This window comes from Mycobacterium sp. SMC-21 (assembly GCF_045310825.1).
Lineage (GTDB): Bacteria > Actinomycetota > Actinomycetes > Mycobacteriales > Mycobacteriaceae > Mycobacterium.
Genome location: NZ_JBJIAO010000003.1, coordinates 144,767 through 167,262, shown reverse-complemented (window position 1 = coordinate 167,262; position 22,496 = coordinate 144,767). Strand labels below are relative to the sequence as shown.

Below are 22,496 nucleotides of genomic sequence, written 5' to 3'. Positions count from 1 at the left end.
GCTCAGCCGACGCCGGCGTACGAATGCAGGCCGACGGTCACCAGGTTGATGAAGAACAGGTTGAACACCATCGCGACGAAGCCGACGACGTTGATCCACGCGGCCTTCTTGTCGCGCCAGCCCGCGGTGGATCGGGCGTGCAGGTAGGCGGCGTAGACGACCCAGGCGACGAACGACACCGTCTCCTTGGGGTCCCAGCCCCAGTAGCGGCCCCAGGCCTCCTCGGCCCAGATGGCCCCGAAGATGACGCCGAACCCGAAGATCGGGAACGCGAAGATGGTGGTGCGGTAGGCGATGCGGTCCAGGGTCTGGGCATCCGGCAGGCGCTGGATCATCCGGCCGAACCCGTTGTCCTGATGCGCCAGCGGCGACATCTTGAGCAGGAACAGGATGCTGGCGACGCCCGCGACCAAGAAGACGCCGGAGCCGAGGCTGACGACCGAGACGTGGATGGGCAACCAGTACGACTGCAGCGCGGGCATCACCGGCGCGGCGTTGGTGTACAGGTACTTGACCGACACCGCCAGCAGGATCAGCTCGGGCACCAGGACGAAGACCCACAGCGCCCGGTACTGCGGCTTGCGCAGCACGATCGACGCTGCGACCAGCCCACAGAAGCTGGTCAGGTTGATGAACTCGTACATGTTGCCCCACGGCACGCGCATGGTGGCCAGACCGCGCAACACGATGCAGACGAACAACATGGCAATGCCGACGTACACCAGCGCGAGCCCGACACGGCCGATGCGCTCGTCAACCGAGCGGGTGGGTGCGTCGACGATGACGCCTGGGGTGGTGCTGTTCGCGCCCACGCCCGCACCGACCAGCTCTCGGGTCTCTACCTTCCGGCCACGGCTCGACGCCAGCTCGACGGCCAGCAAGACGAAAGCCAGGCACAGCACCGTCCAGGAACTGAAGAATGCCCAGTCCGAGTACCGGGCCAGGTCGATGTCGATGTGCTCTGTGTTCATCGCTTGTCCTCAATCAACCGCTCTGTGAGCTTTTCGAACTCGTCGCCCCACCCCGAGTTGTCCGTGCGGGCCAGGCCGCCGAGCTCGACGTTGACGGTACCCGGCCCGGCCGACACGATCCGAATCCAAACCCGGCGGCGGCGCACCATCAACGACACCAGCAGCCCGGCCATCATGGTCAGCGCGAACACGAGCACCCACACCTGCGCCGGGTCGTGCGACACCTGCACGTTGATGAACGGCACCGCGCCGTCGAACTTGATGACAGTGCCGTCGTCCAGCTTGGTCTGCTCGCCGGCCTTGAGGTTGACGCGCGCCTGCTTGGTGAGCCGCTTCTGGTCGATCAGCCGGGGGTCGAGCGAGAACAGCGACTGCGGGCGGCCGCTGTCGAGCCCGGTGTCGCCGCGGTAGATGTCGATGGCCACCGCGGGCGCGTTCATCGCCGGGAAGCTCGAGGACAGCAGCTTGCCGTCGAGTTCGGCGGTCGGGGCGAACAGGCCCTGGATGGCGATCTGGTGCTTGCGCCGCTCGCGGTCGTCGGGATAACTGCCGCCCGGCGGGTCGATGCGCGCGACGCCCGACGACAGCAGCGTCAGCGCGTTCTCGGGCTTCCACTGCACCGTCGACGTGCGGGTCTGCCCGTTGGGGAACGTCACGGTGAACGTCGGCGCGTAGCCGTGGCCCTGCAGGTAGATGCGCTCGCCACCGATCCGCAGCGGGTGGTTGACCTCTAGCCGGTACGGCCGCCAGGTGCCGCTGACCAGGTCGGCGCCGTCCTGGTAGTCGATGTTCGCCGCGAATGCCGTGGCCTGCCCGCTCGGCAGGTACCGGGCGTCGAAGTCGTGGACCCGCAGGCAGCTGGGGTGCAGTGAGGTGCCGTCGACGACGTTGCCGGCGCGGAACGAGTCGAACGCGGCCGGGGAGGCCGAGCAGAAGCCGGGCCCGCCGTCGGCGATGACGATGACGTTGCCCTCGTAGCCGAACATCTTGCCGAACGCGATGGCCACCAGGAGGCCCAGCAGCGAGAAGTGGAAGACGATGTTGCCGAACTCGCGCAGGTAGCCCTTCTCGGCCGAGATTTCGCGAGTGCCGTCATCGAGGGTGCGGGTGGTCTGGCGCCAGCCCTTGAGCCGCCCCGCCATCCGGTCGGCGACGGCGTCCGGCTCACCCGGGACGGAGGCCTGCGCGTGCTTGGGCAGCCGCGCCAGGTTCCGCGGCGCCGGCACCGGGACGGCGCGCAGGCTGCGGATGTGCTCGATCATGCGGGGCGTCAGGCAGCCCACGAGCGAGACGAACAGCAGCACGTAGATCGAGGTGAACCAGAAGCTCGAGAACACCGAGAAGGCCTGCACCTTGTCGAGCCACGGCCCGATCGTCGGATGCTGCGCCAGGTATTCGTCGACCTTGCCGGCGTTGAGCGAACGCTGCGGCAGCAGCGCACCCGGGATGGCGCCGAGCGCCAGCAGGAACAACAGCACCAGGGCAGTGCCCATCGACGTCAGCGTCCGCCAGGTGTTGCGGAACAGTGCGACCACCCGGGAGAGCGGGCCGGGGCGGCGGGTCTCGCCGCCCGACACGGCGTCGGGCGCGGAAACGTCGGTCATATCGGGAGCCTCACGTTGCTGACGAAGGCGTCGCGCACCCACGACGTGAAGTCGTTCCACACGCCGGTGACCAGTGCGGTGCCGACGACGATCAGCAGCAGACCGCCGAAGATCTGGATGGCGCGGGTGTGCCGGCGCAGCCAGCCCAGGCCCTGCACCGCGCGGGCCGACCCGAATGCCAACAGCACGAACGGAATTCCGAGGCCCAGGCAGTACGCGATCACCAGCGCGACACCGCGGGCGACGCTGGCGCCGTCACTGGCCGAGGCCACCGCGATGACGCCCGTGAGCGTCGGGCCCAGGCACGGCGTCCAGCCCAGCCCGAACACCGCACCCAGCAAGGGCGCGCCGACGACCGTCGACACCTGGCGCGGCGTGAACCGCACCTGGCGCTGCAGGGCCGGGACCAGCCCGATGAACACCAAGCCCATCAGAACCGTGACGACACCGCCGATGCGTTGCAGCAGAAGCTGATTGGCGATCAGGGTCGTGGTCAGGCCGAGTACGGCGACCGCGCCCATGAGGAACACCGCCGTGAAGCCCGCGACGAACAGCGCCGCCGCACCGGCCACGCGCCAGCGCGCGGTGCGCACCTTGGTTGCTCCCCCTTGGTCATCGACACCGACCACGGCAGCGAGATAGGACAGATAGCCGGGCACCAGCGGCACCACGCACGGCGAGGCGAACGACACCAGCCCGGCCAGCACACTCACGCCGAGGGCCACCAACAGCGGTCCCGCCGCGGCGGTTTGGGCGAAGCCGGTCATGCCTTGCCCTCTTTGGCCAGCCGCTCGACGACGGGCTTGAGATCCTCGGCCAGCAGTTCCCGCAGGAACACCGCGGCCACCCGGTGCTGGCGGTCCAGCACCAGCGTCGACGGGATGACGGTCGTCGGGTACTTGCCGCCGAACGCGATCATGGTGCGCATCGCCGGGTCGTAGATGGACGGGAAGGTCACCTTGTGGTCGACGACGAAGTCGACGGCGGCCTGCCGGTTGTTGTCCCGGACGTCGATGCCGAGGAACCCGACGCCCTGCGCCTTGGTCTGCTCGTACACCTTCTCCAGCTCGGCGATCTCCGAGCGGCACGGGCCACACCACTGCCCCCACACGTTGATCACCACGACCTGGTCGGAAAAGTCGTCCAGGGACAGGGTTTTCGACGGATCCGTGAGCGACGGTCCCCGCACCGCGCCCGGCTTGCCGCGGCTCGACGGCGGGTCGTAGAAGATGTCGGTCTTGCCGCCCGGCGCCACGAACTCGAAGGTGCCGCCCTGTGCGACGGCGTCGTCACCGGTGGAGCAGCCGACGAGCAACACGGCCGTCGTCAGGACGGCCGCCATCACTGCCCCGGCACGGGCCACCAGCGAAGTCACTGTCCGGCCAGCTCCGCATATCCCCAGCCGACCATCTGGTCGCCGTGGAAGTAGAACGACGTCACCGACGCCAGATTGCACATCCGCTTGGTCGGGAAGTGGTGCAGGTTCTTGCCGAGCATCGCGCGGCGCAGCGTCTCCACCGGCAGCTGATGGCTGACGCACACCGCCTCGTGCCCCATGCCCTTGACCCGCGCCCGGTCCACGGCGGCCGTCATGCGCGCCGCGATGTGCTTGTACGGCTCACCCCATGACGGGGTCTTCGGGTCGCGCAGGTGCCACCAGTTGCGCGGGTCGCGCAGGGCACCGTCACCCGGCGAGACGCGCTGTCCCTCAAACACATTCGTCGACTCGATGAGCTCGGGATCGGTGTCGATCGGCAGGCCGTGCCGGGCGGCGATGGGCGTCGCGGTCTCCTGCGCGCGCTCCAGCGGCGAGGCCACGACGTAGACGATGTCGCGCTCGGCCAGCCACCCGGCGACCGCCTCGGCCTGCGCCTGCCCACGCTCGGAGAGATGAAAATTGGGCTTGCGGCCGTACAGGATCTTGTCCGGGTTGTGCACCTCGCCGTGCCGCATCACGTGCACGATCGTCTTGTCGGTCATGCGGGCTCCTGAGCTTGGGCGGCGGCCTGCGCGGCGGCGGGCAGCGCGTCGGCGATCCGGTCGAACGCAGCGTCGTCGAGCGCGGCCGAGACGAACCAGGTTTCGAAGGCGCTGCACGGCGGGTAGACCCCGGCGTCCAGCAGGGCGTGGAAGAACGCCGGGTAGCGCCAGGTCTCGGTGGCCTTCGCGGTTTTGAAGTCGACGACGTCCCCGTCGCCGAAGAACACCGTCAGGAAGTTCCCGGCGCGCGAAATCCGGTGCGCGACAGAGGCTTCGGTGAGCGCGTCGGTCAGCAGTCCGGACAACCGGTCGGCGTTGACGTCGAGGGCGCGGTAGACGGCTTCGTCGGCGGCGCGCAGCGTGGCCAGGCCCGCGGCCATCGCGACCGGGTTCCCGGACAGCGTCCCGGCCTGGTACACCGGGCCGAGCGGCGCCAGCCGTTCCATCACCTCGGCGCGGCCACCGAACGCCGCGGCGGGCAGGCCGCCGCTCATCACCTTGCCGAAGGTGAACAGGTCGGCCGCGACCGGGTCGAGGCCGTACCAGCCGCCACGGCTGACGCGGAAGCCCGTCATCACCTCGTCGATGATGAGCAGCGCGCCGTGCTCGGCGGTGATCTGCCGCAGCGCGGCGTTGTAGCCCGCGGCCGGCGGGACGGTGCCCATGTTGCCGGGGCTGGCCTCGGTGATGACGCAGGCGATCTGGTCGCCCGCCGCGGCGAACGCCTCCCGCACCGCGTCGAGGTCGTTGTACGGCAGCACGATGGTGTCGGCGGCGGCCGCCCCGGTGACCCCCGGCGACGACGGCAGCCCCAGCGTCGCGACGCCGGAGCCGGCGTCGGCCAGCAGCGCGTCGCTGTGGCCGTGGTAGCAGCCGGAGAACTTGATGATCTTGGGCCGGCCGGTGAAGCCGCGGGCCAGCCGGATGGCGCTCATGGTCGCTTCGGTGCCCGAGTTGACGAAGCGGATGCGTTCGACCGGGGCGACGCGATCGATGATCTCGCGCGCCAGCTCCGTCTCGGCGGGCGTCGGGGCGCCGAACGACAATCCGTTGACGGCGGTGGTCTGCACGGCCTCGACCACGGCGGGGTGGGCGTGGCCAAGGATCATCGGGCCCCATGAGCACACCAGGTCGACGTAGCGGTTGCCGTCGGCGTCGGTCAGCCAGTAGCCGTTGGCCGAGGTGATGAAACGAGGGGTACCGCCGACCGAGCTGAAGGCACGCACTGGCGAGTTGACCCCGCCGGGGATCACGGTCGACGCGTCGGCGAACAGTTTCGCGGAGACGTCGGTAGAGCGCATGGCCACCAGTGTCCCAGCCCGGCGCGAATGGACCAACTACAGGGTGTAGGAGCTGGCTCACGTTGGTGCGAGTCCGCGGCCAGTGACCGCCGAGATGGACGAAATGGTCGTGCGACAGGGCGTCCGAGCAGCCATTTGGTCAATCTCGACAGGGGCGATCCCGAGGGCCGCCCCACGGGCCACATCCGTAACGCCGGTGCGGCCCTCCCTGCCCTAGTTCTGCGGCGTCAGCTTGAAGACCGGGTGGTCGGCGTCATCGGGCAGCTCGCGCCAGTACTGGTCGACGACCTTGCCGGCCAGCGGCCGGTACGCCGCGATGATCGGCGCCCGGTCCGCGACCGGAATCTCGCTGGCCAGGTAGTTCGCCTTGCCGAGCGCCACCACCGGGTTCTCCCGGACGTTCTTCACCCACGCCGACTCGCCGCGCGTGGACACCAGGTACTTCACCCCGTCCACCTCCGGCACCACGACCGGGATGCGCTGCGGCACGTGATTGGAGCTACGGGTGACCGTCAGGGTCTGGCTGCCACCGATACCGGTCAGCCGCGCGATGGGGTTGAAGACATGGACGACGAACCACGGCGGCTTGAGGTAGGCCATGGCCAGAGCCTATGGCTACACCGCGCTCAGCGCATCGTCCAGAATGTCCAGCCCGCGCTTGGCGTCGTCGATGCTGATGTTGCACGGCGGCACCAGGTGGAAGCGGTTGTAGTTCATGAACAGCAGCAGGCCGTTCTGCTTGGCCCGTGCGTTGATGGCGCCCATCTCGGGCGACGACCCGCCGTACGGCGCCAGCGGCTCCTTGGTGGCGCGGTCCTTCACCAGCTCGACGGCCCAGAACACACCGAGACCACGGACGTCGCCGATGATGTCGTGCTTCTCGGCGAGCGCCGCCAGGCCCGGTCCGAAGACGTCGGTGCCGATCAGTTCGGCGTTCTCGACGATCTTCTCGTCGTGCATCGCGGTGATGGTCGCGACCGATGCCGCGCACGCCAGCGGGTGGCCCGAGTAGGTGAGCCCGCCGCCGTACGGCTGGTCCAGGAAGCGCTCGAGGATCTTGTCGCTCACGATGACGCCGCCGAGCGGGACGTAACCGGAGTTGACGCCCTTGGCGAAGGTGATGAGGTCGGGGGTGACGCCGTAGTTGTCCAGCGCGAACCACTTACCGGTGCGGCCGAAGCCGGCCATGACCTCGTCGAGGATCATCACGATGCCGTACTGGTCGCACAGCTCGCGCACGCCCTGCAGGTAGCCGGGCGGCGGCGGCATGATGCCGACGGTGCCGGGCACCGACTCGAGGATGATCGCGGCGAACGCGGACGGGCCCTCGAACTCGATGACCGACCGCAGGTGCGCCAGGGCGCGCTCGGACTCTTCCTCCTGCGTCAGCGAATTGAACTGGCTGCGGTACAGGAAGGGCCCGAAGAAGTGCGTGGTGCCCTCGGTGCCGTAGTCGTTGCCCCAGCGGCGGACGTCGCCGGTGAGGTTGACCGTCAGCGCGGTGCCGCCGTGGTAACTGCGGTAGGTCGACAGCGTCTTGTAGCGGCCGGTGAACACGCGCGCCATGCGGATGGCGTGCTCGACGGCGTCGGCGCCGCCGTTGGTGAAGAACACCCGGTTGAAGCCCTCGGGGGCGACCTGGCAGATCAGGTCGGCGGCCGTGGCGCGGGCCTCGTTGGCATGCTGCGGCGCGATGGTGCACAGCTTGGCGGCCTGCTCGGCGATGGCGGCGACGACCTTGGGGTGCTGGTGGCCGATGTTGGTGTAGACGAGCTGGCTCGAGAAATCGAGGAGACGGTTGCCGTCACCGTCGATGAGGTAGCTGCCCTCGGCGCCGGTGAAGACCATCGGATCGAGCTTCCCCTGGGCCGACCACGAGTGGAATACGCGGCTGCGCTCCAGGTCATAGATCCGGCGGGCGTCAGCGTTGGCGGGCGCAGGCATGCATTCCTCCTCGAAGATGAATCAGCGGGTTACGGACTGGTGTGCGACACCGCGTCGTCGCCGCTACCGGTCGGTAACTTTACTCGCTCCCCTGGCCGCCCCAACCACGATGGCGCACGATGGGGACATGCAGATTCCGCAGTCGGTCGCACGCTTCAACCGTCGGGTCACCAACCCCATCCAGCGGCTGTGGGCGGGCCGCGCGCCGACGTTCGGCATCCTCGAGCACGTCGGGCGTAAGTCCGGCAAGACGTTCCGCACCCCGCTGACGGTGTTCACCACCGCCGACGGTTTCGCCATCCTGCTGACCTACGGCCCCGACCGTGACTGGCTCAAGAACATCACCAAGGCCGGCGGCGGCAAACTGACCCGGCGCGGCCAGACGTACGACGTCGTCGACCCGCGCGTGGTGAGCAAGGAGGACGCCGCCCCGCTCATCACCGGATCGCTGCGTAAGGTGTTCCCGCGCTTGCCTTTTGAGCAGGCCGTGCTGTTGCGCCGGGCCTAGTCGCCGCGCGTCTCGTCGAGCACCTGCTGCACCACGCGCATCGCGCTCAGCGCCGCGGGCGCGCCACAATAGCCGGTGGCGTGGATGATCGCCTCGACGATCTCGTCACGGGTGAGGCCGTTGTTGAGCCCGCCCCGGACGTGGCCGGCGAGTTCTTCATGGGCCCGCAGCGCCGTCAGCATGCCGAGGTTGAGCAAGCTGCGGTCGCGGCGGCTCAGTCCCGGCCGGTTCCACACCGCGTCCCACACGTGCTCGGTGACGAAGCGCTGGATCGGTTCCGATTCGGTGCCGCTGGTGCGGGCCAGTGCGCGGTCGACGAACTCGTCGCCCATCACCTGACGGCGGGTGGCGATTCCGGCGTCGAACGCCGAAGCTGGCTCGCTGGTCATCTCTGGGCCTTTCTCTCGGGTGGCTGCGGCAGACCGTAGCGCAGCGCGACCGGAACCGAATTCGGTGAACAGAACGCGATACCGGTCGCGAGTGACCCAGCTCTCAATTAGGTTCATGCCCGATCCACCCTCACAGCCAACTGTCAGGAGCCCTCGGTGCCCGAAACCGACCGTCCCGAGAGGGTTGCCCCCACCGGGGAGCAGTTCCTCGCCATGCAGGCCAGCCCCGAGTTCCAGGAGTTGCGAACCAGGCTGCGCCGCTTCGTGTTTCCGATGACCGCGTTCTTCCTGCTGTGGTACGGCCTCTACGTCGCGCTCGGCGCCTTCGCCCATGACTTCATGGCCATCCGGGTGTTCGGCAACATCAATGTCGGGCTGCTGATCGGGCTGGGTCAGTTCCTGACGACGTTCGTGATCACCGGGCTGTACGTGCGCTTCGCCAACCGCGAGCTCGACCCGCGGGCTGCCGCCATCCGTGAAGAACTCGAGGGCGCCTGATGACCACCACCGTGCTGGCCGCCGCCACCGTCGGCAACCCCGTCGCCAACATCGGCATCTTCAGCGTGTTCGTCGTCGTCACGATGGTCGTGGTCATCAAGGCCAGCAAGCGCAATGCCACCGCCGACGAGTTCTTCACCGGCGGCCGCGGTTTCTCCGGCCCGCAGAACGGCATCGCCATCGCGGGCGACTACCTGTCGGCCGCGAGCTTCCTCGGCATCGCCGGCGCCATCGCCGTCTACGGCTATGACGGCTTCCTGTACTCCATCGGCTTCCTCGTCGCCTGGCTCGTGGCGCTACTGCTCGTCGCCGAATTACTGCGCAACACAGGCAGATTCACCATGGCCGACGTGCTGAGCTTCCGGCTCAGGCAGCGCCCGGTCCGGCTGGCCGCGGCCACGTCGACGCTGACGGTGTCGCTGTTCTACCTGCTGGCCCAGATGGCCGGGGCGGGCGGCCTGGTCGCGCTGCTGCTCGACGTGAAGAGCCGGGGCGGCCAATCGATCGTGATCGCGGTCGTCGGCGTCCTGATGATCGTCTACGTGCTGGTCGGCGGCATGAAGGGCACGACGTGGGTGCAGATCATCAAGGCCGTGCTGCTGATCACCGGTGCCGCCCTGATGACGGTCATGGTGCTCGGCAAGTTCGGGTTCAACTTCTCCGACATCCTCGGTTCGGCCCAGTCGGCCATCTCGCACGCCACCACCAAGGGCGTCTCCAGCCGCGACGTCCTGGCGCCCGGCGCGCAGTACGGCGGTTCCCTCACCTCGAAGATCAACTTCGTCTCGCTGGCACTGGCGCTGGTGCTGGGCACCGCGGGCCTGCCACACGTGCTGATGCGCTTCTACACCGTGCCGACCGCGAAAGAGGCACGGCGGTCGGTGGTTTGGGCCATCGCGCTGATCGGTGCCTTCTACCTGTTCACGCTGGTGCTCGGCTATGGCGCCGCCGCCCTGGTGGGACCGGACCGCATCCTCAAGGCCGCCGGCGGCGTGAACTCCGCGGCCCCGCTGCTGGCGTTCGAACTCGGCGGCGTGATCCTGCTCGGCGTCATCTCGGCGGTGGCATTCGCGACGATCCTCGCGGTCGTGGCAGGCCTGACCATCACCGCGTCGGCGTCCTTCGCACATGACATCTACGCCTCGGTTCTCAAGTCCCACAAGGTGACCGAGGACGAGCAGGTGCGGGTGTCCCGGATCACGGCGGTCGTGCTGGGCGTGTTCGCGATCGGGCTCGGCATCCTCGCCAACGGTCAGAACGTGGCATTCCTGGTGGCCCTGGCATTCGCTGTGGCGGCCGCGGCCAACCTGCCGACGATCCTGTACTCGCTGTACTGGAAGCGGTTCAACACCCGCGGCGCGCTGTGGAGCATGTACGGCGGCCTGATCTCGACCATCGTGCCGATCGTCTTCTCCCCCGCGGTATCGGGCAGCAAGACGGCGATGATCCCGGGTGCGGACTTCGCGTACTTCCCGCTGGCCAACCCGGGCATCGTGTCCATCCCACTGGCGTTCGTGCTCGGCATCATCGGCACGCTGACGTCGTCGGACACCGGGGATCCCGAACTGGCCGCCGAGATGGAGGTGCGGTCACTGACCGGGGTGGGCGCCGAGAAGCCCGTCGCGCACTAGCCCCGCACGGGCGAGTTCGTCCGCAACGCCGCGGGCAGGCTCGGCACGAAATGCCGTGCGGCGAAAGCCCGGATCTCCTCGGCACTGTCGAGCGCCTCGACACTGGGCAGCAGCAGCACCATCGCCGCGTAGCGCAGGATGGTGTCGGCGAGGTCGTTGACGGCCTGTTCGCCGATGCGGTCGGCGAAACCCTCGGGGAAGATGACGCGCAGCGCCGCCGCCATCCGGCCGACGGCGGCCCCGTAGTGCCGCTGCATGAGCTCGATGACGAGCGCGGGCTCGTCGATCATCATCCGGTTGAGCACGCGGTGCCGCCGGAAGCGCAGGATCGACAGCGTGAATGCCTCGACGTACAGATCCGATTGGGGCCCGGCGTTTTTCAGCTCGCGGGCGATGTCGTCGAACAGCACGACGTTCTCCCGTTCGACGACGGCGGCCACCAGCTCGTCACGGTTGGCGAACCGCCGGTAGATGGTGGTGCGGCTGACACCGGCGCGGCGCGCCACGTCATCGAGGGCGACGCGGCGGAAGCCGTGCTGCTCGAACTCGACGAGCGCGGCGTCGAGGATCGCGGCCGTCGCGTCAGCGGGCACGCGCATAGCCCTTCTGCGCAAAGCTGTTGTACCGCACCGACATCGGCAACCGGTCCCACACCCAGTTCACCGGCTTGCTGCGCCAGGCCGCGGCGAACAACTGGTAGGCGCGTTCCTGCCGGTCGGACCAGGGCAGCTCCAGCAGGTCCCGCGCCCGCGGGGGGAGGCCGCCGGTGGTGAGGAACGCCGCGACAGGGTTGAACACCACCGCGATGACGCGCCACACCGCCGGGTTGACGGCCTTGGGCGCCGGAAAGCCCTTGGTCACATAGCCGACGCCGTACCGGGCCGTCTTGTGCGGCACCGCGACCTCGTTGATCATCCGGTCCCAGTACTCCTCGAACTCGGCGTAGGTGGCCGGCATGGGCCGGTCGCTGACGCCGTAGCGGCGGTACCAGGTCTTCGACTCGAGGTAGATCTGTTCCTTCTCGGCGTCGGTCAGCCGCTTGACGAAGGTGTCCGCGAAATACAGCACCTGCTCGACGAATGTCGCGTGCGCCCAGTAGTACGTCTCCGGGTCGAGGGCGTGGTAGCGGCTGCCGTCGGGCATGTCGCCCTTGATCTCGCGGTGGAAGTCGCGGACCTGCGTGCCGGTGTTGTCGTCGTCGGTGCCGTAGACGGTGCGGAAGATCGGCGGCAGCGACCGCTTGATGCGCGCCGAGGTGTCCGCGAAGAACACCGAATGGTCCAGCACGCCCTGGCCCAGCTGGGCGAGCATGTTCTGCAGGACCGCCGGCCGCGGGCCGATCAGGTACATCCGGTTGTCGCCGAAGTACTTCCACACCAGCGAGTCCGGCCCCAGGGGCAGGGCGTCGACTTTCCCCGTCGCTCCGCTCGCCCCGGCGACGAGCTCAGACTGCTCCGCAAGTTCGGTCATGCGGAACAGTGTTACAAATTTTGCACTCTGTAACAACCCCTGCTCCCGCCATTTCCCGCGAGCGTCCGTGTCTGCGGACGACACGCCGTCACCTGCGTACAAAAACGTCCCGCTCAGACGTGCCGAGCGGGACATTCGTGTACATCAGATGCGCCGTGCCACAGCCGGCACCGTCGCGGACGTTATTTGAGCGGCAACCCCGTGATCGCGCGCGACATCACGAGCCGCTGAATCTCGCTGGTGCCCTCGAAGATCGTGAAGATCTTGGCGTCGCGGTGCCACCGCTCCACCGGGTAGTCGCGCGTGTAGCCGTTGCCGCCCAGAATCTGGATGGCCTCGTCGGTCACGTAGACCGCGGTCTCGCTGGCGACGAGCTTGGCCATCGAGCCCTCGGCGTTCTCGAACGGCATGTTGTTGCGCGCCATCCAGCCGGCGCGCCACACCAGCAGCCGCGCCGCGTCGATCCGGGACTTCATGTCGGCCAGCTTGAACGCGACGGCCTGGAAGTCCCCGATCTTGCGGCCGAACTGCTCGCGCTCCTGCGCGTATCCCAGCGCGTACTCGTACGCCGCGCGGGACACCCCGAGCGCCATGGCCCCGACGGTCGGCCGGGTCCGCTCGAACGTCTTCATCGCCACCTGACCGGCCGAGCTCTTGCCCTCGCGAGTGCGGGCCACCCGCTCCTCGAACTTCTCCCGGCCACCGACGATCAGGCGGCCCGGCAGCCGGACGTCGTCGAGCACGACCTCGGCGGTGTGCGACGCCCGGATGCCGTGCTTCTTGAACTTCTGACCCTGACTGAAACCCTTGGTGCCCGGCGGGATGATGAAGCTGGCCTGGCCGCGCGAGCCCAATTCCGGGTACACCGAGGCAACGACGATGTGCACGTTGGCGATGCCGCCGTTGGAGGCCCACGTCTTGGTGCCGTTGAGCACCCATTCATCGGTCGCCTCGTCGTACCGCGCCCGGGTGATGATCGACGAAACATCCGATCCCGCACCGGGTTCCGACGAACAGAACGCGGCCAGCTTGGGCTCGTTGATGTCGCCGTACATCTGGGGCAGCCACTCGCCCAGCTGTTCCATGGTGCCGTTGGCCGCCAGCGACGCGGCGGCCAGGCCGGTTCCCATGATCGACATCGAAATTCCGGCGTCACCCCAGAACAATTCTTCGACCGCGACGGGCATACCGAGCCCGGTCTCCTCGGCCGTCTGGGCAGCAAAGAACTCCATGGAGTACAGGCCAACCTTGGCCGCCTCCTGCAGGATCGGCCACGGCGTCTCTTCGCGCTCGTCCCACTCCTGTGCGGCCGGACGGATCACGTCAGCAGCGAACTCGTGAACCCAGTCCCGGACCTGGCAGACGTCGGCAGACAGTTCTAGCGAAAAAGACATGCGCGACACACTACTTGGCGCGCCGCCACCTCGCCGTACCCACCACGGCGAGCACCCCGGCCAGGGTCGCCAGCAACAACGACAACGAGATGAACGACGGGTCGTAGAGCACCGATGTCTTCACCGGCTCCCCGGGGATCACCGGCGCGACGTCGGCGATCGACGACGCGGCCAGCCAACTCACCACCGAGCCGACGGCCGCGAGCACCGCCGCCACCAGTGCGCCGGCCGCCACGATCTTGTCGCGGCTCATTCGTCGTCGTCCTCACCGAGTTCGCGCACACCCAACGCCTCCAGCTGGGCCCGCAGCCCGCGATGACGCCGTGCCCACGCCTGCCCGCTGCGCTCACCGGTCAGCTTGACGCCGATCCCCGTGCGGCCGCGCGGAACGCCCGTCAGCTCCCCGAACGCCCGGTACGACTGCCAGCGGGGCACGTCGGCACCTCGCGCCTCCGGGAACATCCCGACCATGTCCGCGACGCGGACGGACTCGGTGCCCTGCCGCAGGTACTCGGGCGTCAGCTCCACCGACGTGTGCAGCCGCGCCGCTTTCACCTGCAACCCGAGGAAACCGGTGACGAGGACGAGGAACACCACCGGCACGAGCGGATCCACCCGGTGCGCCGACCACAACTGCATCGCCGCGATGGAGGCGCCGGAGAACGGGCCCAGCGCCAACCACCACCAGCTGGCACCGACCTCGTGGAAGAGAACCTGCTCGGCGTCGGCGTCAGTCGGCGCGTCCGTCATGCGTTGGCCTTTCCGTCGAACCAGGTCTGCGCCTGCGGCCGGGTGATCGTGACCGCCCCGGCGATCAACGGCAGCAGCGCCACCAACGACAGCAGCTGCGCCACCCCCAGCAGCGCGAGGAGGCCGACGACGATGACGATCGCCATGGACAACGCGACCGCGGCCCGACGAAACCGGTTGTCCCCCGCGCGGGCACGGCCGGCGGAAAAGGCCATGGCGGCGCCGGCGAGGGCGGTGATGGCGCCGAAGCCCACCACCAGAGTCCGGTATGCGGAGGGCACCTCCGCGGCGGCGGTCAACATGCCGCCGACCATCAGGAGCACGGCGGCCACCAGCCAGCACCAGAAAGCGACGGTCACGGCCTGTGGTCGGACCGGCGAAGAGGGCGTGGGCTCAGTCATATCCGGGCCAGCCTAGCGGGCCACATGTGCGTTCACGTCGACCTGGGCGCCCGCGAGCGGCCCGGAAATGCACGCATTGCGCGGCGTGTCGCCGTGCAGACACGGCCGCTCGCGGAGGTTGGGGGCGGGAAAAGTCAGCGGACGAAGAAGGCGTTCGAGTCGGGGCGGTGCAGGAGGTAGACGCCGCCGCCGATCAGGACGGCGCCGCCGATGCCGCATACCGCGTAACCCAGCGCCGCGGCCGCGCCGTGGTAGTTGGCGAACAGATTGGTGGTCAGGTACAGGATCGTGGCCGCAGACCCGCCGGTCAGGATGCTGCGCGCCCACCGGTAGCCCTGCCGCAGCAGCACCAGGAACGTGGCCACCAGGACCACGATGATGAACAGCATCAGCCCGGACACCGCGTACGCGTAGCCCGACACTTCCCGCTCGGGCGTCGTCAGCAGGTTGATGACGTAGCCGATCACCGACAGCGGCAGCGCGGCCGTCCACAGCCAGAAACCGGTGACGACGTCCTGCGGCATCTCCTGCGGCTCGGGTGCGGGCCCGTCCGGCCCCGGACCCGGATGCGGCGGGTACTGCGGGTGGTAGGGGTTCTGCGGGTCGTGCGGGTTGAGTGGGTTCACCGCAGCCAGCCCGCGACGTCCGTCGCCCAGTACGTGAGGACGATGTCGGCACCGGCGCGCCGAATGCTGACCAGCGACTCCAGAACCGAGGACCGCAGGTCGATCCAGCCGTTGGCCGCCGCCGCACTGATCATCGCGTACTCACCCGAAATCTGGTATGCCGCAACGGGTACCGGCGAAATCTCGGCAGCGGCACGCACCACGTCCAGGTAGCTCATCGCGGGCTTCACCATCACCATGTCGGCACCTTCGGCGAGGTCCAGCTCGATCTCGCGCACCGCCTCGCGGGCGTTGCCCGGATCCTGTTGGTAGGTACGGCGATCGCCCTGCAGGCTCGAGCCCACGGCCTCGCGGAACGGGCCGTAGAACGCCGACGCGAACTTGGCGGCGTAGGCCAGGATCGCGACGTCGCTGTGCCCGGCGTGGTCCAGCCCGTCGCGGATGGCCGCGACCTGGCCGTCCATCATGCCACTGGGACTGACCACATGCGCGCCGGAATGCGCTTGCGCCACAGCAAGTTTGATGTACTGCTCGTTGGTGGCGTCGTTGTCGACCCGGCCGTGCACGTCGAGGACACCGCAATGCCCGTGGTCGGTGAACTCGTCCAGACAGGTGTCGGCCATCAGCACGGTGGCGTCACCCAGGTCCGAATTCAGGTCGCGCAGCGCCACATTCAGGATGCCGTCAGGGTTGACGCCCTCGGAGCCGGTGGCGTCCTTGTCACCGTCGCACGGGACACCGAACAGCATCAGCCCGCCGACACCGGCCTCGACGGCTTCCGCCGCGGCGCGACGCAGCGACTCCCGGGTGTGCTGCACGACACCGGGCATCGAGTTGATCGGGCGCGGCTCGGAGAGCCCGTCGGCGACGAACATCGGCAGCACCAGATGCCGTGGCTCCAGCGAGGTTTCGGACACCAGCCGCCGGAGCGCCGGGGTGGTACGGAGTCGCCGCGGCCGATGCCTGGGAAATGCCATGTGTCCGAGTTTAGCGGCGCCGGCTCTTCTTCCGCGGCGGCGGCAGCGCACCCTCGGCGCGCAGGCGAGCGGCGTGCTCGGCCAGCGCCTCGACCAGCGGGCCGACAGCGGCGGTCTCCGGCTGCACGTCCACGCGCAGACCGAATTCGGCTGCGGTTTCAGCGGTTTTCGGGCCGATGCAGGCGACGATGGTCCGGGCGTGCGGCTTGCCGGCGATACCGACCAGGTTGCGCACCGTGGAGCTCGAGGTGAAGCAGACGGCGTCGAAACCACCGGTCTTGATCATCTCGCGGGTGTGCGCCGGCGGCGGTGCCGCCCGGACGGTGCGGTAGGCCGTGACGTCCTCGATCTCCCAGCCGCGCTCTCGCAGGCCCTCGGCCAGCGTCTCGGTGGCGATGTCGGCACGCGGCAGCAGCACACGGTTCACCGGGTCGAAAATGTCGTCGTAGTCCGGGAATTCGTCCAGCAGGCCCAGCGACGACTGCTCACCGGCAGGCACCAGCTCGGGGTTGATACCGAACGCGCGCACCTTGTCCGCGGTGGCCTGACCGACACAGGCGATCTTCACCCCGGAGAACGCGCGGGCGTCCAGACCGAACTCGTTGAACTTCTCCCACACCGCACGCACCGCGTTGGTGGAGGTGAACACCACCCACTGGAAGCGGCCGTCGACCAGACCCTTGACCGCACGCTCCATCTGGGCGGGGCTGCGCGGCGGCTCGACCGCGATGGTCGGCACCTCGATCGGCAGGGCGCCGTGGCCCACGAGCCGATCGCTCATCTCGCCGGCCTGGTCCTTGGTGCGCGGCACCAGCACGGTCCAGCCGTACAACGAGCGGCTCTCCCACCAGTTCAGCTTGGCCCGGTGCGCCACGGTCTTGCCGATGGTCACGACCAGCGGGCCCGCCAGCGGACCGACCGGCTCGGGGCCGACCGGCTTCTCCAGCACGGCCTTGTCCAGCAGCCCGGCCAGCGTGGTCTCGATGGACCGCTGCTGGCAGGTGGTGCCGTTGGCCGTCACGACGCACGGGGTGTTGTCGGTGAGGCCGTATTCGATCAGGGTGCGGGCGGCGTCCGGCAGGTGCGACACCGTCGCGTGCAGGATCAGCGGCCCGGGGGCGGCGGCCAGCGCGGCCCAGTCGACGTCACCGCGGACATCGGCCACGGTGTGCGACGAACCGACGGGCAGGCCCGCGTAGGTCGGCACCGCCGTCGACGACGGCAGGCCCGGCACCAGCTCGAAGTGCGCGGCGGTCTTGGCCAGGGCGTTCACCTCGGTGATCACCGAGTCGACCGACAGCGGGTCGCCGGCGACCAGACGCACCACGTCGACGCCGGTCTTCGCCTCGGCGATGAGCAGCTTGGCCACCTCGGTGGGGTCGCCCAGCGCGGGGCGGACGTCGACACCGTGCGGGAACGTCATGGCCGGCGCGGCGGGCTTGTCCGCCGGCGCCTCATCGGTCTTGGTCTCGGCCGGCTCGGCGTCGGCCGGGTGCGGCCCGGACGTCGGCGGCAGATCGGTTCCGATCAGCGCCAGCACCGCCTCGGGCACATCAGGGTCGGTGAAGACCAATGCCGCGTGCGCCAAGACGTTCCGCGCACGCGTCGTCAACAGGCCCGGGTCACCGGGGCCGGAACCGACAAAGGTGATGCGGCCGGGCTTGTGCTTACGCACTCGGGTCGTCATCTCTCACTCCCGCTCTACAGTCCGCTGATCCAACACGTCGCGCGCACCCAGGTCGAACAACTCCGCGGCCAACGAGAGCCCCAGCTCCCGTGCCCGTTCGGGGGTCCCGATCCCGGACGCCCGGATCACGTCGGATCCGTCCAGAGCCGCCACGCAACCGCGCAACGACAGCTCTTCGAAGACTCGGCCGTCCTCGTCGATGGACTCGACCACTTCCGCGATCGCACCCACCGGCGCGGAACAACCCGCCTCCAGTTCGGCCAACAGGACTCGTTCGGCAGTGATCGCGGCACGCGTGTCGGGATCGTCCAGCTTTCCCAGCAGCGTCGCCAGTTCGGTGTCACCCACTCGGCACTCGACCGCGAGGGCGCCCTGCGCCGGCGCTGGCAACATCTGCACCGGCTCGAGGCTCTCGGTGACGGCGTCGAGCCGTCCGATACGGGCCAGACCCGCTCGGGCGACGACAACAGCGTCGAGATCACCACTACTTACCCTGTTCAACCTGGTATCTAGGTTGCCTCGTAGGGGGCGGATTTCCAAACCGAGACCCAGTGCTCTAAGCTGTGCCGCCCGTCGCGGGCTCGACGTGCCGATCACGGAGCCGGCCGGCAACTCGCCGAGGACCAATCCGTCGCGCGCCACGAGAGCGTCCCGCGGGTCTTCGCGCGGCGGCACGGCGGCGATGACGAAACGCTCGTCGGGCGCCGTCGGCAAATCCTTGTACGAGTGCACCGCCACGTCGATGCGGCCGTCGGCCATGGCGTGCCGCAGCTCGGCGGTGAACACACCGATGCCGATGTCCGCGACGGGCGCCTGCGACCGGTCGCCTTCGGTGCTGATGATGACCAGCTCCGCGGGCTGCCCCAGAGCTACCAGAGCGTCACGGACGGTGCCGGCCTGTGTGGTGGCCAGAAGGCTGCCCCTGGTGCCGATCCGGACAACGTTTTCGAGGGTGGATACCAACCGGGTTACTCAGCCTTGTCGTGGTGGGGATGCGGCTCGCCGGCCGCCAAATCTGGTGCCACCAAAGGCAGTTCGCCGGCGGACACCGCGTCGATGGCCTGCGGGTCGAGCTCGAACAGCTCCCGCAGCGCCTCGGCGTAGCTGTCACCGCCGGGTGCGCTGGCCAGCTGCTTGACCCGCACCGTCGGCGCGTGCAGCAACTTGTCCACCACCCGGCGAACGGTCTTCGCGACCTCGTCGCGATGCGCGGCCTCGAGGCCAGGAACGCGGTTGTCGAGCCGCAACAACTCCGCCTCGACGACGTCCGCGGCCCGCTGGCGCAGGGCGGTGACGGTCGGGGTGACCTCGGCCATCCGCTGGCCGGCCAGGTAGCTGGCGACCTCCGCGGCGACGATCGAGCGGGCCGCCTCGGCGTCCGAAGCGGCGGCCCGCGCCGACGGCTCCCGCTGGATGCGGTCCATGTCGATCATGTGCACGCCGGGCAGGCCGGCAATCGCGCCGTCGACGTCGCGGGGCATGCCCAGGTCGCAGATCACCAGCTGGCGGTGCTCCGGCCGGTTCATCAGCCCGCGGTGCGCGTCGGCCAACGACACCACCGGACGCACCGCGCCGGTACACGCGACGACGACGTCGGCATTACCCAGCGCGACGGCGATGTCGTCCAGGGTGTGCGCGGCCGCCTCGACGCCCTGGGCCTTCAAGTTCTCGACCATGCGCTCGGCCCGCGGCAGGGAGCGGTTCACCACCTCGACGCGGGCGATCCCGGCGCGCGTCAGATGCGCGGCGGCCAGGGCACCCATGGAGCCGGCGCCGATCACGGCGGCCGTCAGCCCGGTCAGCGACGTCAGCTTGGCCTTGGCCATGTCGAGCGCCACCGACACCACCGAGGCGCCGGCAGCGTCGATCCCGGTCTCGGAATGCACCCGCTTACCGACCGACAGCGCGCGCTGCGACAGCTCGTGCAGGGTCCGGCCGACGGTCTGGTGGGCCTCGGCCGAGGTGTAGGCGCGGCGCACCTGCCCCAGCACCTGCGCCTCGCCGATGACGGCCGAGTCCAGGCCACTGGCGACGGCGAACAGATGCTCGACGGCCGCCTCGGCGTACCGCACGTAGGCGTATTTGGTGAGGTCCTGCAGGGACATGCCGGACCGCTCGGAGAGCACCGAGCCGATCACCGAGAGCCCGCCGTGGAAGGCGTCGACCACCGCGTACACCTCGACCCGGTTACAGGTGGAGAGCACCATGGCCTCGGTGACCAGAGAGGACTGCAGCAGCAGCTCGATGATCTTGGCCTGTTCGGCCTCGTCGGTGCTGAGCTGCTCGATCACGGAAACCGGCGCGCTGCGGTGTGAAACCCCGAACAGCAGGACGCTCACGGCCTCATCACCTCGTAGCACCTCCGTTGGGCAAGAAGGTTGCCCGGGCCTCTTCTGGCCGCAGGAACGCCTTCAAAGCTAGCCGCTCACCAGCCCGCCGACCAAATTTGCTATACGCACGCCGGGCCCCGGGGCACCCGCGCTGACCGGCCCGCTTCGCCCGGTCAACCTGCCAGGTCGGCCCGCAACTGCTCCTCGTCGACCTCCCAGTAGCTGTGCTCAACGCCATCGAGGAGCACCACGGGCAGGCGATCGCCGAATTCCGCGCGCAGGGCCGTGTCGCCCGCCGCCGCCAGGACATCGACGTCCGTGCTCGTCAGGACGAATCCGAGCTCGTCGCACAGCTCTGCCAGCTGAGCCGCCGCGCGCTCGCACATGCTGCAGCCGGCCCGGGTGAGCAACGTCACGCGGTGGCTGTTCCCTGATCGATCCACGCGCAACAGTATGGCGTGACCTAGTGTTGAACCGTGTCCGAATCCAGCCCCGTGACTGCCGACGAGCCCACGGGCACGCCCGTGCCCTCCGGAGCTGATGACGCCGCTGAACTCGATGCCGCCGAGCGTGATTCCGGAGCCGACGAACCGGCCGCCCCGGTGCTCCCACCGCCGCCCGATCTCACCGCGGCGGCGTTCTTCGACGTCGACAACACCCTGGTGCACGGCTCGTCGCTGGTGCACTTCGCCCGCGGCCTGGCCGCCCGCGACTACTTCAAATACTCGGACCTGGCCCGTTTCGCCTACGCGCAGGCCAAGTTTCAGGTCACCGGCAAGGAGAACAGCGACGACGTCGCCGCCGGCCGGCGCAAAGCGCTGTCCTTCATCGAGGGCCGGCAGACGGCGGAACTGGAAGCGCTCGGCGACGAGATCTACGACGAGATCATCGCCGACAAGATCTGGCAGGGCACCCGGGCGCTGGCGCAGATGCACCTCGACGCCGGCCAGCAGGTCTGGCTGGTCACCGCGACGCCCATGGAGCTGGCGCAGACCATCGCCCGCAAGCTGGGGCTGACCGGGGCGCTGGGCACCGTCGCCGAGTCGGTCGACGGCGTCTTCACCGGCCGGCTGGTCGGCGAGATCCTGCATGGGGTCGGCAAGGCGCACGCGGTCCGTCAGCTGGCCATCAGGGAGGGCCTGAACCTGCGCCGCTGCACCGCCTACTCGGACAGCTTCAACGACGTGCCGATGCTCTCGCTGGTCGGCACGGCCGTCGCGATCAACCCCGATGCCGCGCTGCGCGACGTCGCGCGCGAACGGGGCTGGGAAATCCGGGATTTCCGGACCGCCCGCAAGGCCGCCCGCATCGGCGTGCCCTCGGCGCTGGCCCTGGGCGCCGTCGGCGGGGCGCTGGCGGCCATGGCGTCGCGCAAGGGCAACTAGGGACGCGCGGCCGCCGCACCACGGGCGCAGCGCGCAGGTCAGCCACTCGAACGCTGATAGGCTCACGCGCCATGGGCATTGCGGACGACATCATCGGAACCCACTTCCGGTACCCGGATTACTTCGAGGTCGGCCGCGAGAAGGTCAAGGAATTCGCGCAGGCGGTCCAGGACGATCACCCGGCCCATTTCTCCGAGGAAGCGGCCGCCGAGTGCGGCTCGGACACCCTGATCGCGTCGCTGACGTTCATCGCCGTCGCGGGCCGGCGGGTCCAGCTCGAGCTGTTCAACCAGTTCGACGTGCCGATCAACCTGGAGCGCGTGCTGCACCGCGACCAGAAGCTGATCTTCCACCGCCCGATCAAGGTCGGCGACCGGCTGTGGTTCGACTCGTACCTGGACTCGGTGATCGAGTCGCACGGCACGGTGATCGCCGAGATTCGCGCCGAGGTCACCGACGACTCCGGTGAGCCGATCATGACGAGCATCGTCACGATGCTGGGTGAGGCCCAGAACGACGACGAAGCCGGCGAGGTCAGCGCGCAGATCGCCGCGGCCCGCGACGCCGCCATCGCGAAAATGGTTGCCGCGCAAAAGGGTTGAGCCCCTTACAGCGAGCGGCCGTGTTTGTACGGCGACACGCGGTGAACG

At 69.0% G+C, this 22,496-nt stretch carries 26 protein-coding genes; 5 read left to right on the top strand and 21 right to left on the bottom strand.

All coding sequences use genetic code 11. The features are described from left to right. Positions 1 to 2 precede the first annotated feature (2 nt). The 8 genes from ccsB to ACJH6H_RS04520 all read right to left on the bottom strand — a co-directional run bounded on the left by ccsB (position 3) and on the right by ACJH6H_RS04520 (position 7,800). Positions 3 to 971: a c-type cytochrome biogenesis protein CcsB gene (gene ccsB, locus ACJH6H_RS04555; RefSeq protein ID WP_406774336.1), complete on the bottom strand. Its 969-nt coding sequence runs from the start codon at positions 969 to 971 to the stop codon at positions 3 to 5. Next, the gene (locus ACJH6H_RS04550) at positions 968 to 2,464 is read right to left on the bottom strand and encodes a cytochrome c biogenesis protein ResB (RefSeq protein ID WP_406774401.1); all 1,497 of its coding nucleotides are present in this window, start codon (positions 2,462 to 2,464) and stop codon (positions 968 to 970) included. Before ACJH6H_RS04550 ends, ccsB begins: the two co-directional genes overlap by 4 nt. A 107-nt stretch (positions 2,465 to 2,571) precedes the next feature. Further along, on the bottom strand, positions 2,572 to 3,342 hold the full coding sequence (locus tag ACJH6H_RS04545; RefSeq protein ID WP_406774335.1) for a cytochrome c biogenesis CcdA family protein: 771 nt from the start codon (positions 3,340 to 3,342) through the stop codon (positions 2,572 to 2,574). Beyond that, positions 3,339 to 3,917 carry a TlpA disulfide reductase family protein gene (locus ACJH6H_RS04540; RefSeq protein WP_406774400.1) on the bottom strand — a complete coding sequence of 193 codons (579 nt, stop codon included), beginning with the start codon at positions 3,915 to 3,917 and terminating at the stop codon, positions 3,339 to 3,341. The genes ACJH6H_RS04545 and ACJH6H_RS04540 overlap by 4 nt, the downstream gene beginning before the upstream one ends. A 29-nt stretch (positions 3,918 to 3,946) precedes the next feature. Next, on the bottom strand, positions 3,947 to 4,555 hold the full coding sequence (locus tag ACJH6H_RS04535) for a histidine phosphatase family protein (protein WP_406774334.1): 609 nt from the start codon (positions 4,553 to 4,555) through the stop codon (positions 3,947 to 3,949). Further along, positions 4,552 to 5,856 (bottom strand): glutamate-1-semialdehyde 2,1-aminomutase, encoded by a 1,305-nt coding sequence (gene hemL / locus ACJH6H_RS04530; protein ID WP_406774333.1) that lies wholly within the window; start codon positions 5,854 to 5,856, stop codon positions 4,552 to 4,554. The genes ACJH6H_RS04535 and hemL overlap by 4 nt, the downstream gene beginning before the upstream one ends. 213 nt (positions 5,857 to 6,069) lie before the next feature. Next, on the bottom strand, positions 6,070 to 6,456 hold the full coding sequence (locus ACJH6H_RS04525) for a nitroreductase family deazaflavin-dependent oxidoreductase (protein ID WP_212807043.1): 387 nt from the start codon (positions 6,454 to 6,456) through the stop codon (positions 6,070 to 6,072). A 15-nt stretch (positions 6,457 to 6,471) separates the two neighbouring features. Next, a complete protein-coding gene (locus tag ACJH6H_RS04520) occupies positions 6,472 to 7,800 on the bottom strand; it encodes an aspartate aminotransferase family protein (protein ID WP_406774332.1) in 1,329 nt (442 codons plus the stop codon). 127 nt (positions 7,801 to 7,927) lie between these two features. On the opposite strand from ACJH6H_RS04520, the gene ACJH6H_RS04515 reads away from it, so the two are divergent. Further along, positions 7,928 to 8,308: a nitroreductase family deazaflavin-dependent oxidoreductase gene (locus tag ACJH6H_RS04515; RefSeq protein WP_064979305.1), complete on the top strand. Its 381-nt coding sequence runs from the start codon at positions 7,928 to 7,930 to the stop codon at positions 8,306 to 8,308. Here ACJH6H_RS04515 and ACJH6H_RS04510 read toward each other — a convergent pair. After that, entirely contained in the window at positions 8,305 to 8,697 is a 393-nt protein-coding gene (locus tag ACJH6H_RS04510) for a carboxymuconolactone decarboxylase family protein (RefSeq protein ID WP_212807045.1), read from the bottom strand. The two genes, ACJH6H_RS04515 and ACJH6H_RS04510, sit on opposite strands and share 4 nt — an antisense overlap. Before the next feature lie 156 nt (positions 8,698 to 8,853). Between ACJH6H_RS04510 and ACJH6H_RS04505 the strand changes: the two genes are divergently transcribed. Both ACJH6H_RS04505 and ACJH6H_RS04500 read left to right on the top strand, forming a co-directional pair. Continuing rightward, positions 8,854 to 9,195 carry a DUF485 domain-containing protein gene (locus ACJH6H_RS04505; protein ID WP_212807046.1) on the top strand — a complete coding sequence of 114 codons (342 nt, stop codon included), beginning with the start codon at positions 8,854 to 8,856 and terminating at the stop codon, positions 9,193 to 9,195. Further along, complete coding sequence (locus ACJH6H_RS04500) at positions 9,195 to 10,826, top strand: cation acetate symporter (RefSeq protein WP_406774331.1); 1,632 nt, start codon at positions 9,195 to 9,197, stop codon at positions 10,824 to 10,826. Before ACJH6H_RS04505 ends, ACJH6H_RS04500 begins: the two co-directional genes overlap by 1 nt. On the opposite strand, the gene ACJH6H_RS04495 is transcribed toward ACJH6H_RS04500, so the two are convergent. From ACJH6H_RS04495 to ACJH6H_RS04440, 12 genes are all read right to left on the bottom strand, one after another. After that, positions 10,823 to 11,425 (bottom strand): TetR/AcrR family transcriptional regulator, encoded by a 603-nt coding sequence (locus ACJH6H_RS04495; RefSeq protein ID WP_406774330.1) that lies wholly within the window; start codon positions 11,423 to 11,425, stop codon positions 10,823 to 10,825. The genes ACJH6H_RS04500 and ACJH6H_RS04495 overlap by 4 nt on opposite strands. Next, complete coding sequence (locus tag ACJH6H_RS04490; protein WP_346417163.1) at positions 11,409 to 12,296, bottom strand: oxygenase MpaB family protein; 888 nt, start codon at positions 12,294 to 12,296, stop codon at positions 11,409 to 11,411. The genes ACJH6H_RS04495 and ACJH6H_RS04490 overlap by 17 nt, the downstream gene beginning before the upstream one ends. A 182-nt stretch (positions 12,297 to 12,478) precedes the next feature. Continuing rightward, entirely contained in the window at positions 12,479 to 13,690 is a 1,212-nt protein-coding gene (locus ACJH6H_RS04485) for an acyl-CoA dehydrogenase family protein (RefSeq protein ID WP_406774329.1), read from the bottom strand. Positions 13,691 to 13,700: 10 nt separating this feature from the next. Next, positions 13,701 to 13,943: a hypothetical protein gene (locus ACJH6H_RS04480; protein WP_212807051.1), complete on the bottom strand. Its 243-nt coding sequence runs from the start codon at positions 13,941 to 13,943 to the stop codon at positions 13,701 to 13,703. After that, positions 13,940 to 14,440, bottom strand: coding sequence for a DUF3093 domain-containing protein (locus ACJH6H_RS04475; protein WP_406774328.1), 501 nt, complete (start codon positions 14,438 to 14,440; stop codon positions 13,940 to 13,942). Before ACJH6H_RS04475 ends, ACJH6H_RS04480 begins: the two co-directional genes overlap by 4 nt. After that, positions 14,437 to 14,841, bottom strand: coding sequence for a hypothetical protein (locus ACJH6H_RS04470; RefSeq protein WP_406774327.1), 405 nt, complete (start codon positions 14,839 to 14,841; stop codon positions 14,437 to 14,439). The genes ACJH6H_RS04475 and ACJH6H_RS04470 overlap by 4 nt, the downstream gene beginning before the upstream one ends. Positions 14,842 to 14,975: 134 nt before the next feature. After that, positions 14,976 to 15,467: a hypothetical protein gene (locus ACJH6H_RS04465; RefSeq protein ID WP_406774326.1), complete on the bottom strand. Its 492-nt coding sequence runs from the start codon at positions 15,465 to 15,467 to the stop codon at positions 14,976 to 14,978. Beyond that, entirely contained in the window at positions 15,464 to 16,444 is a 981-nt protein-coding gene (hemB, locus tag ACJH6H_RS04460; RefSeq protein WP_346417165.1) for a porphobilinogen synthase, read from the bottom strand. The genes ACJH6H_RS04465 and hemB overlap by 4 nt, the downstream gene beginning before the upstream one ends. Positions 16,445 to 16,454: 10 nt before the next feature. Continuing rightward, positions 16,455 to 18,131 carry a bifunctional uroporphyrinogen-III C-methyltransferase/uroporphyrinogen-III synthase gene (locus ACJH6H_RS04455; protein WP_318985681.1) on the bottom strand — a complete coding sequence of 559 codons (1,677 nt, stop codon included), beginning with the start codon at positions 18,129 to 18,131 and terminating at the stop codon, positions 16,455 to 16,457. Between the two features lie 3 nt (positions 18,132 to 18,134). Further along, entirely contained in the window at positions 18,135 to 19,094 is a 960-nt protein-coding gene (gene hemC, locus ACJH6H_RS04450; protein WP_212807054.1) for a hydroxymethylbilane synthase, read from the bottom strand. Between the two features lie 5 nt (positions 19,095 to 19,099). Next, entirely contained in the window at positions 19,100 to 20,470 is a 1,371-nt protein-coding gene (locus ACJH6H_RS04445) for a glutamyl-tRNA reductase (protein WP_318985680.1), read from the bottom strand. A gap of 164 nt (positions 20,471 to 20,634) precedes the next feature. Next, positions 20,635 to 20,904 (bottom strand): glutaredoxin family protein, encoded by a 270-nt coding sequence (locus ACJH6H_RS04440; protein WP_406774325.1) that lies wholly within the window; start codon positions 20,902 to 20,904, stop codon positions 20,635 to 20,637. Positions 20,905 to 20,937: 33 nt separating this feature from the next. Between ACJH6H_RS04440 and ACJH6H_RS04435 the strand changes: the two genes are divergently transcribed. Further along, positions 20,938 to 21,846, top strand: coding sequence for an HAD family phosphatase (locus ACJH6H_RS04435; protein ID WP_212807057.1), 909 nt, complete (start codon positions 20,938 to 20,940; stop codon positions 21,844 to 21,846). Positions 21,847 to 21,917: 71 nt separating this feature from the next. Further along, the gene (locus ACJH6H_RS04430) at positions 21,918 to 22,448 is read left to right on the top strand and encodes a MaoC family dehydratase N-terminal domain-containing protein (RefSeq protein WP_212807058.1); all 531 of its coding nucleotides are present in this window, start codon (positions 21,918 to 21,920) and stop codon (positions 22,446 to 22,448) included. Positions 22,449 to 22,496 lie beyond the last annotated feature (48 nt).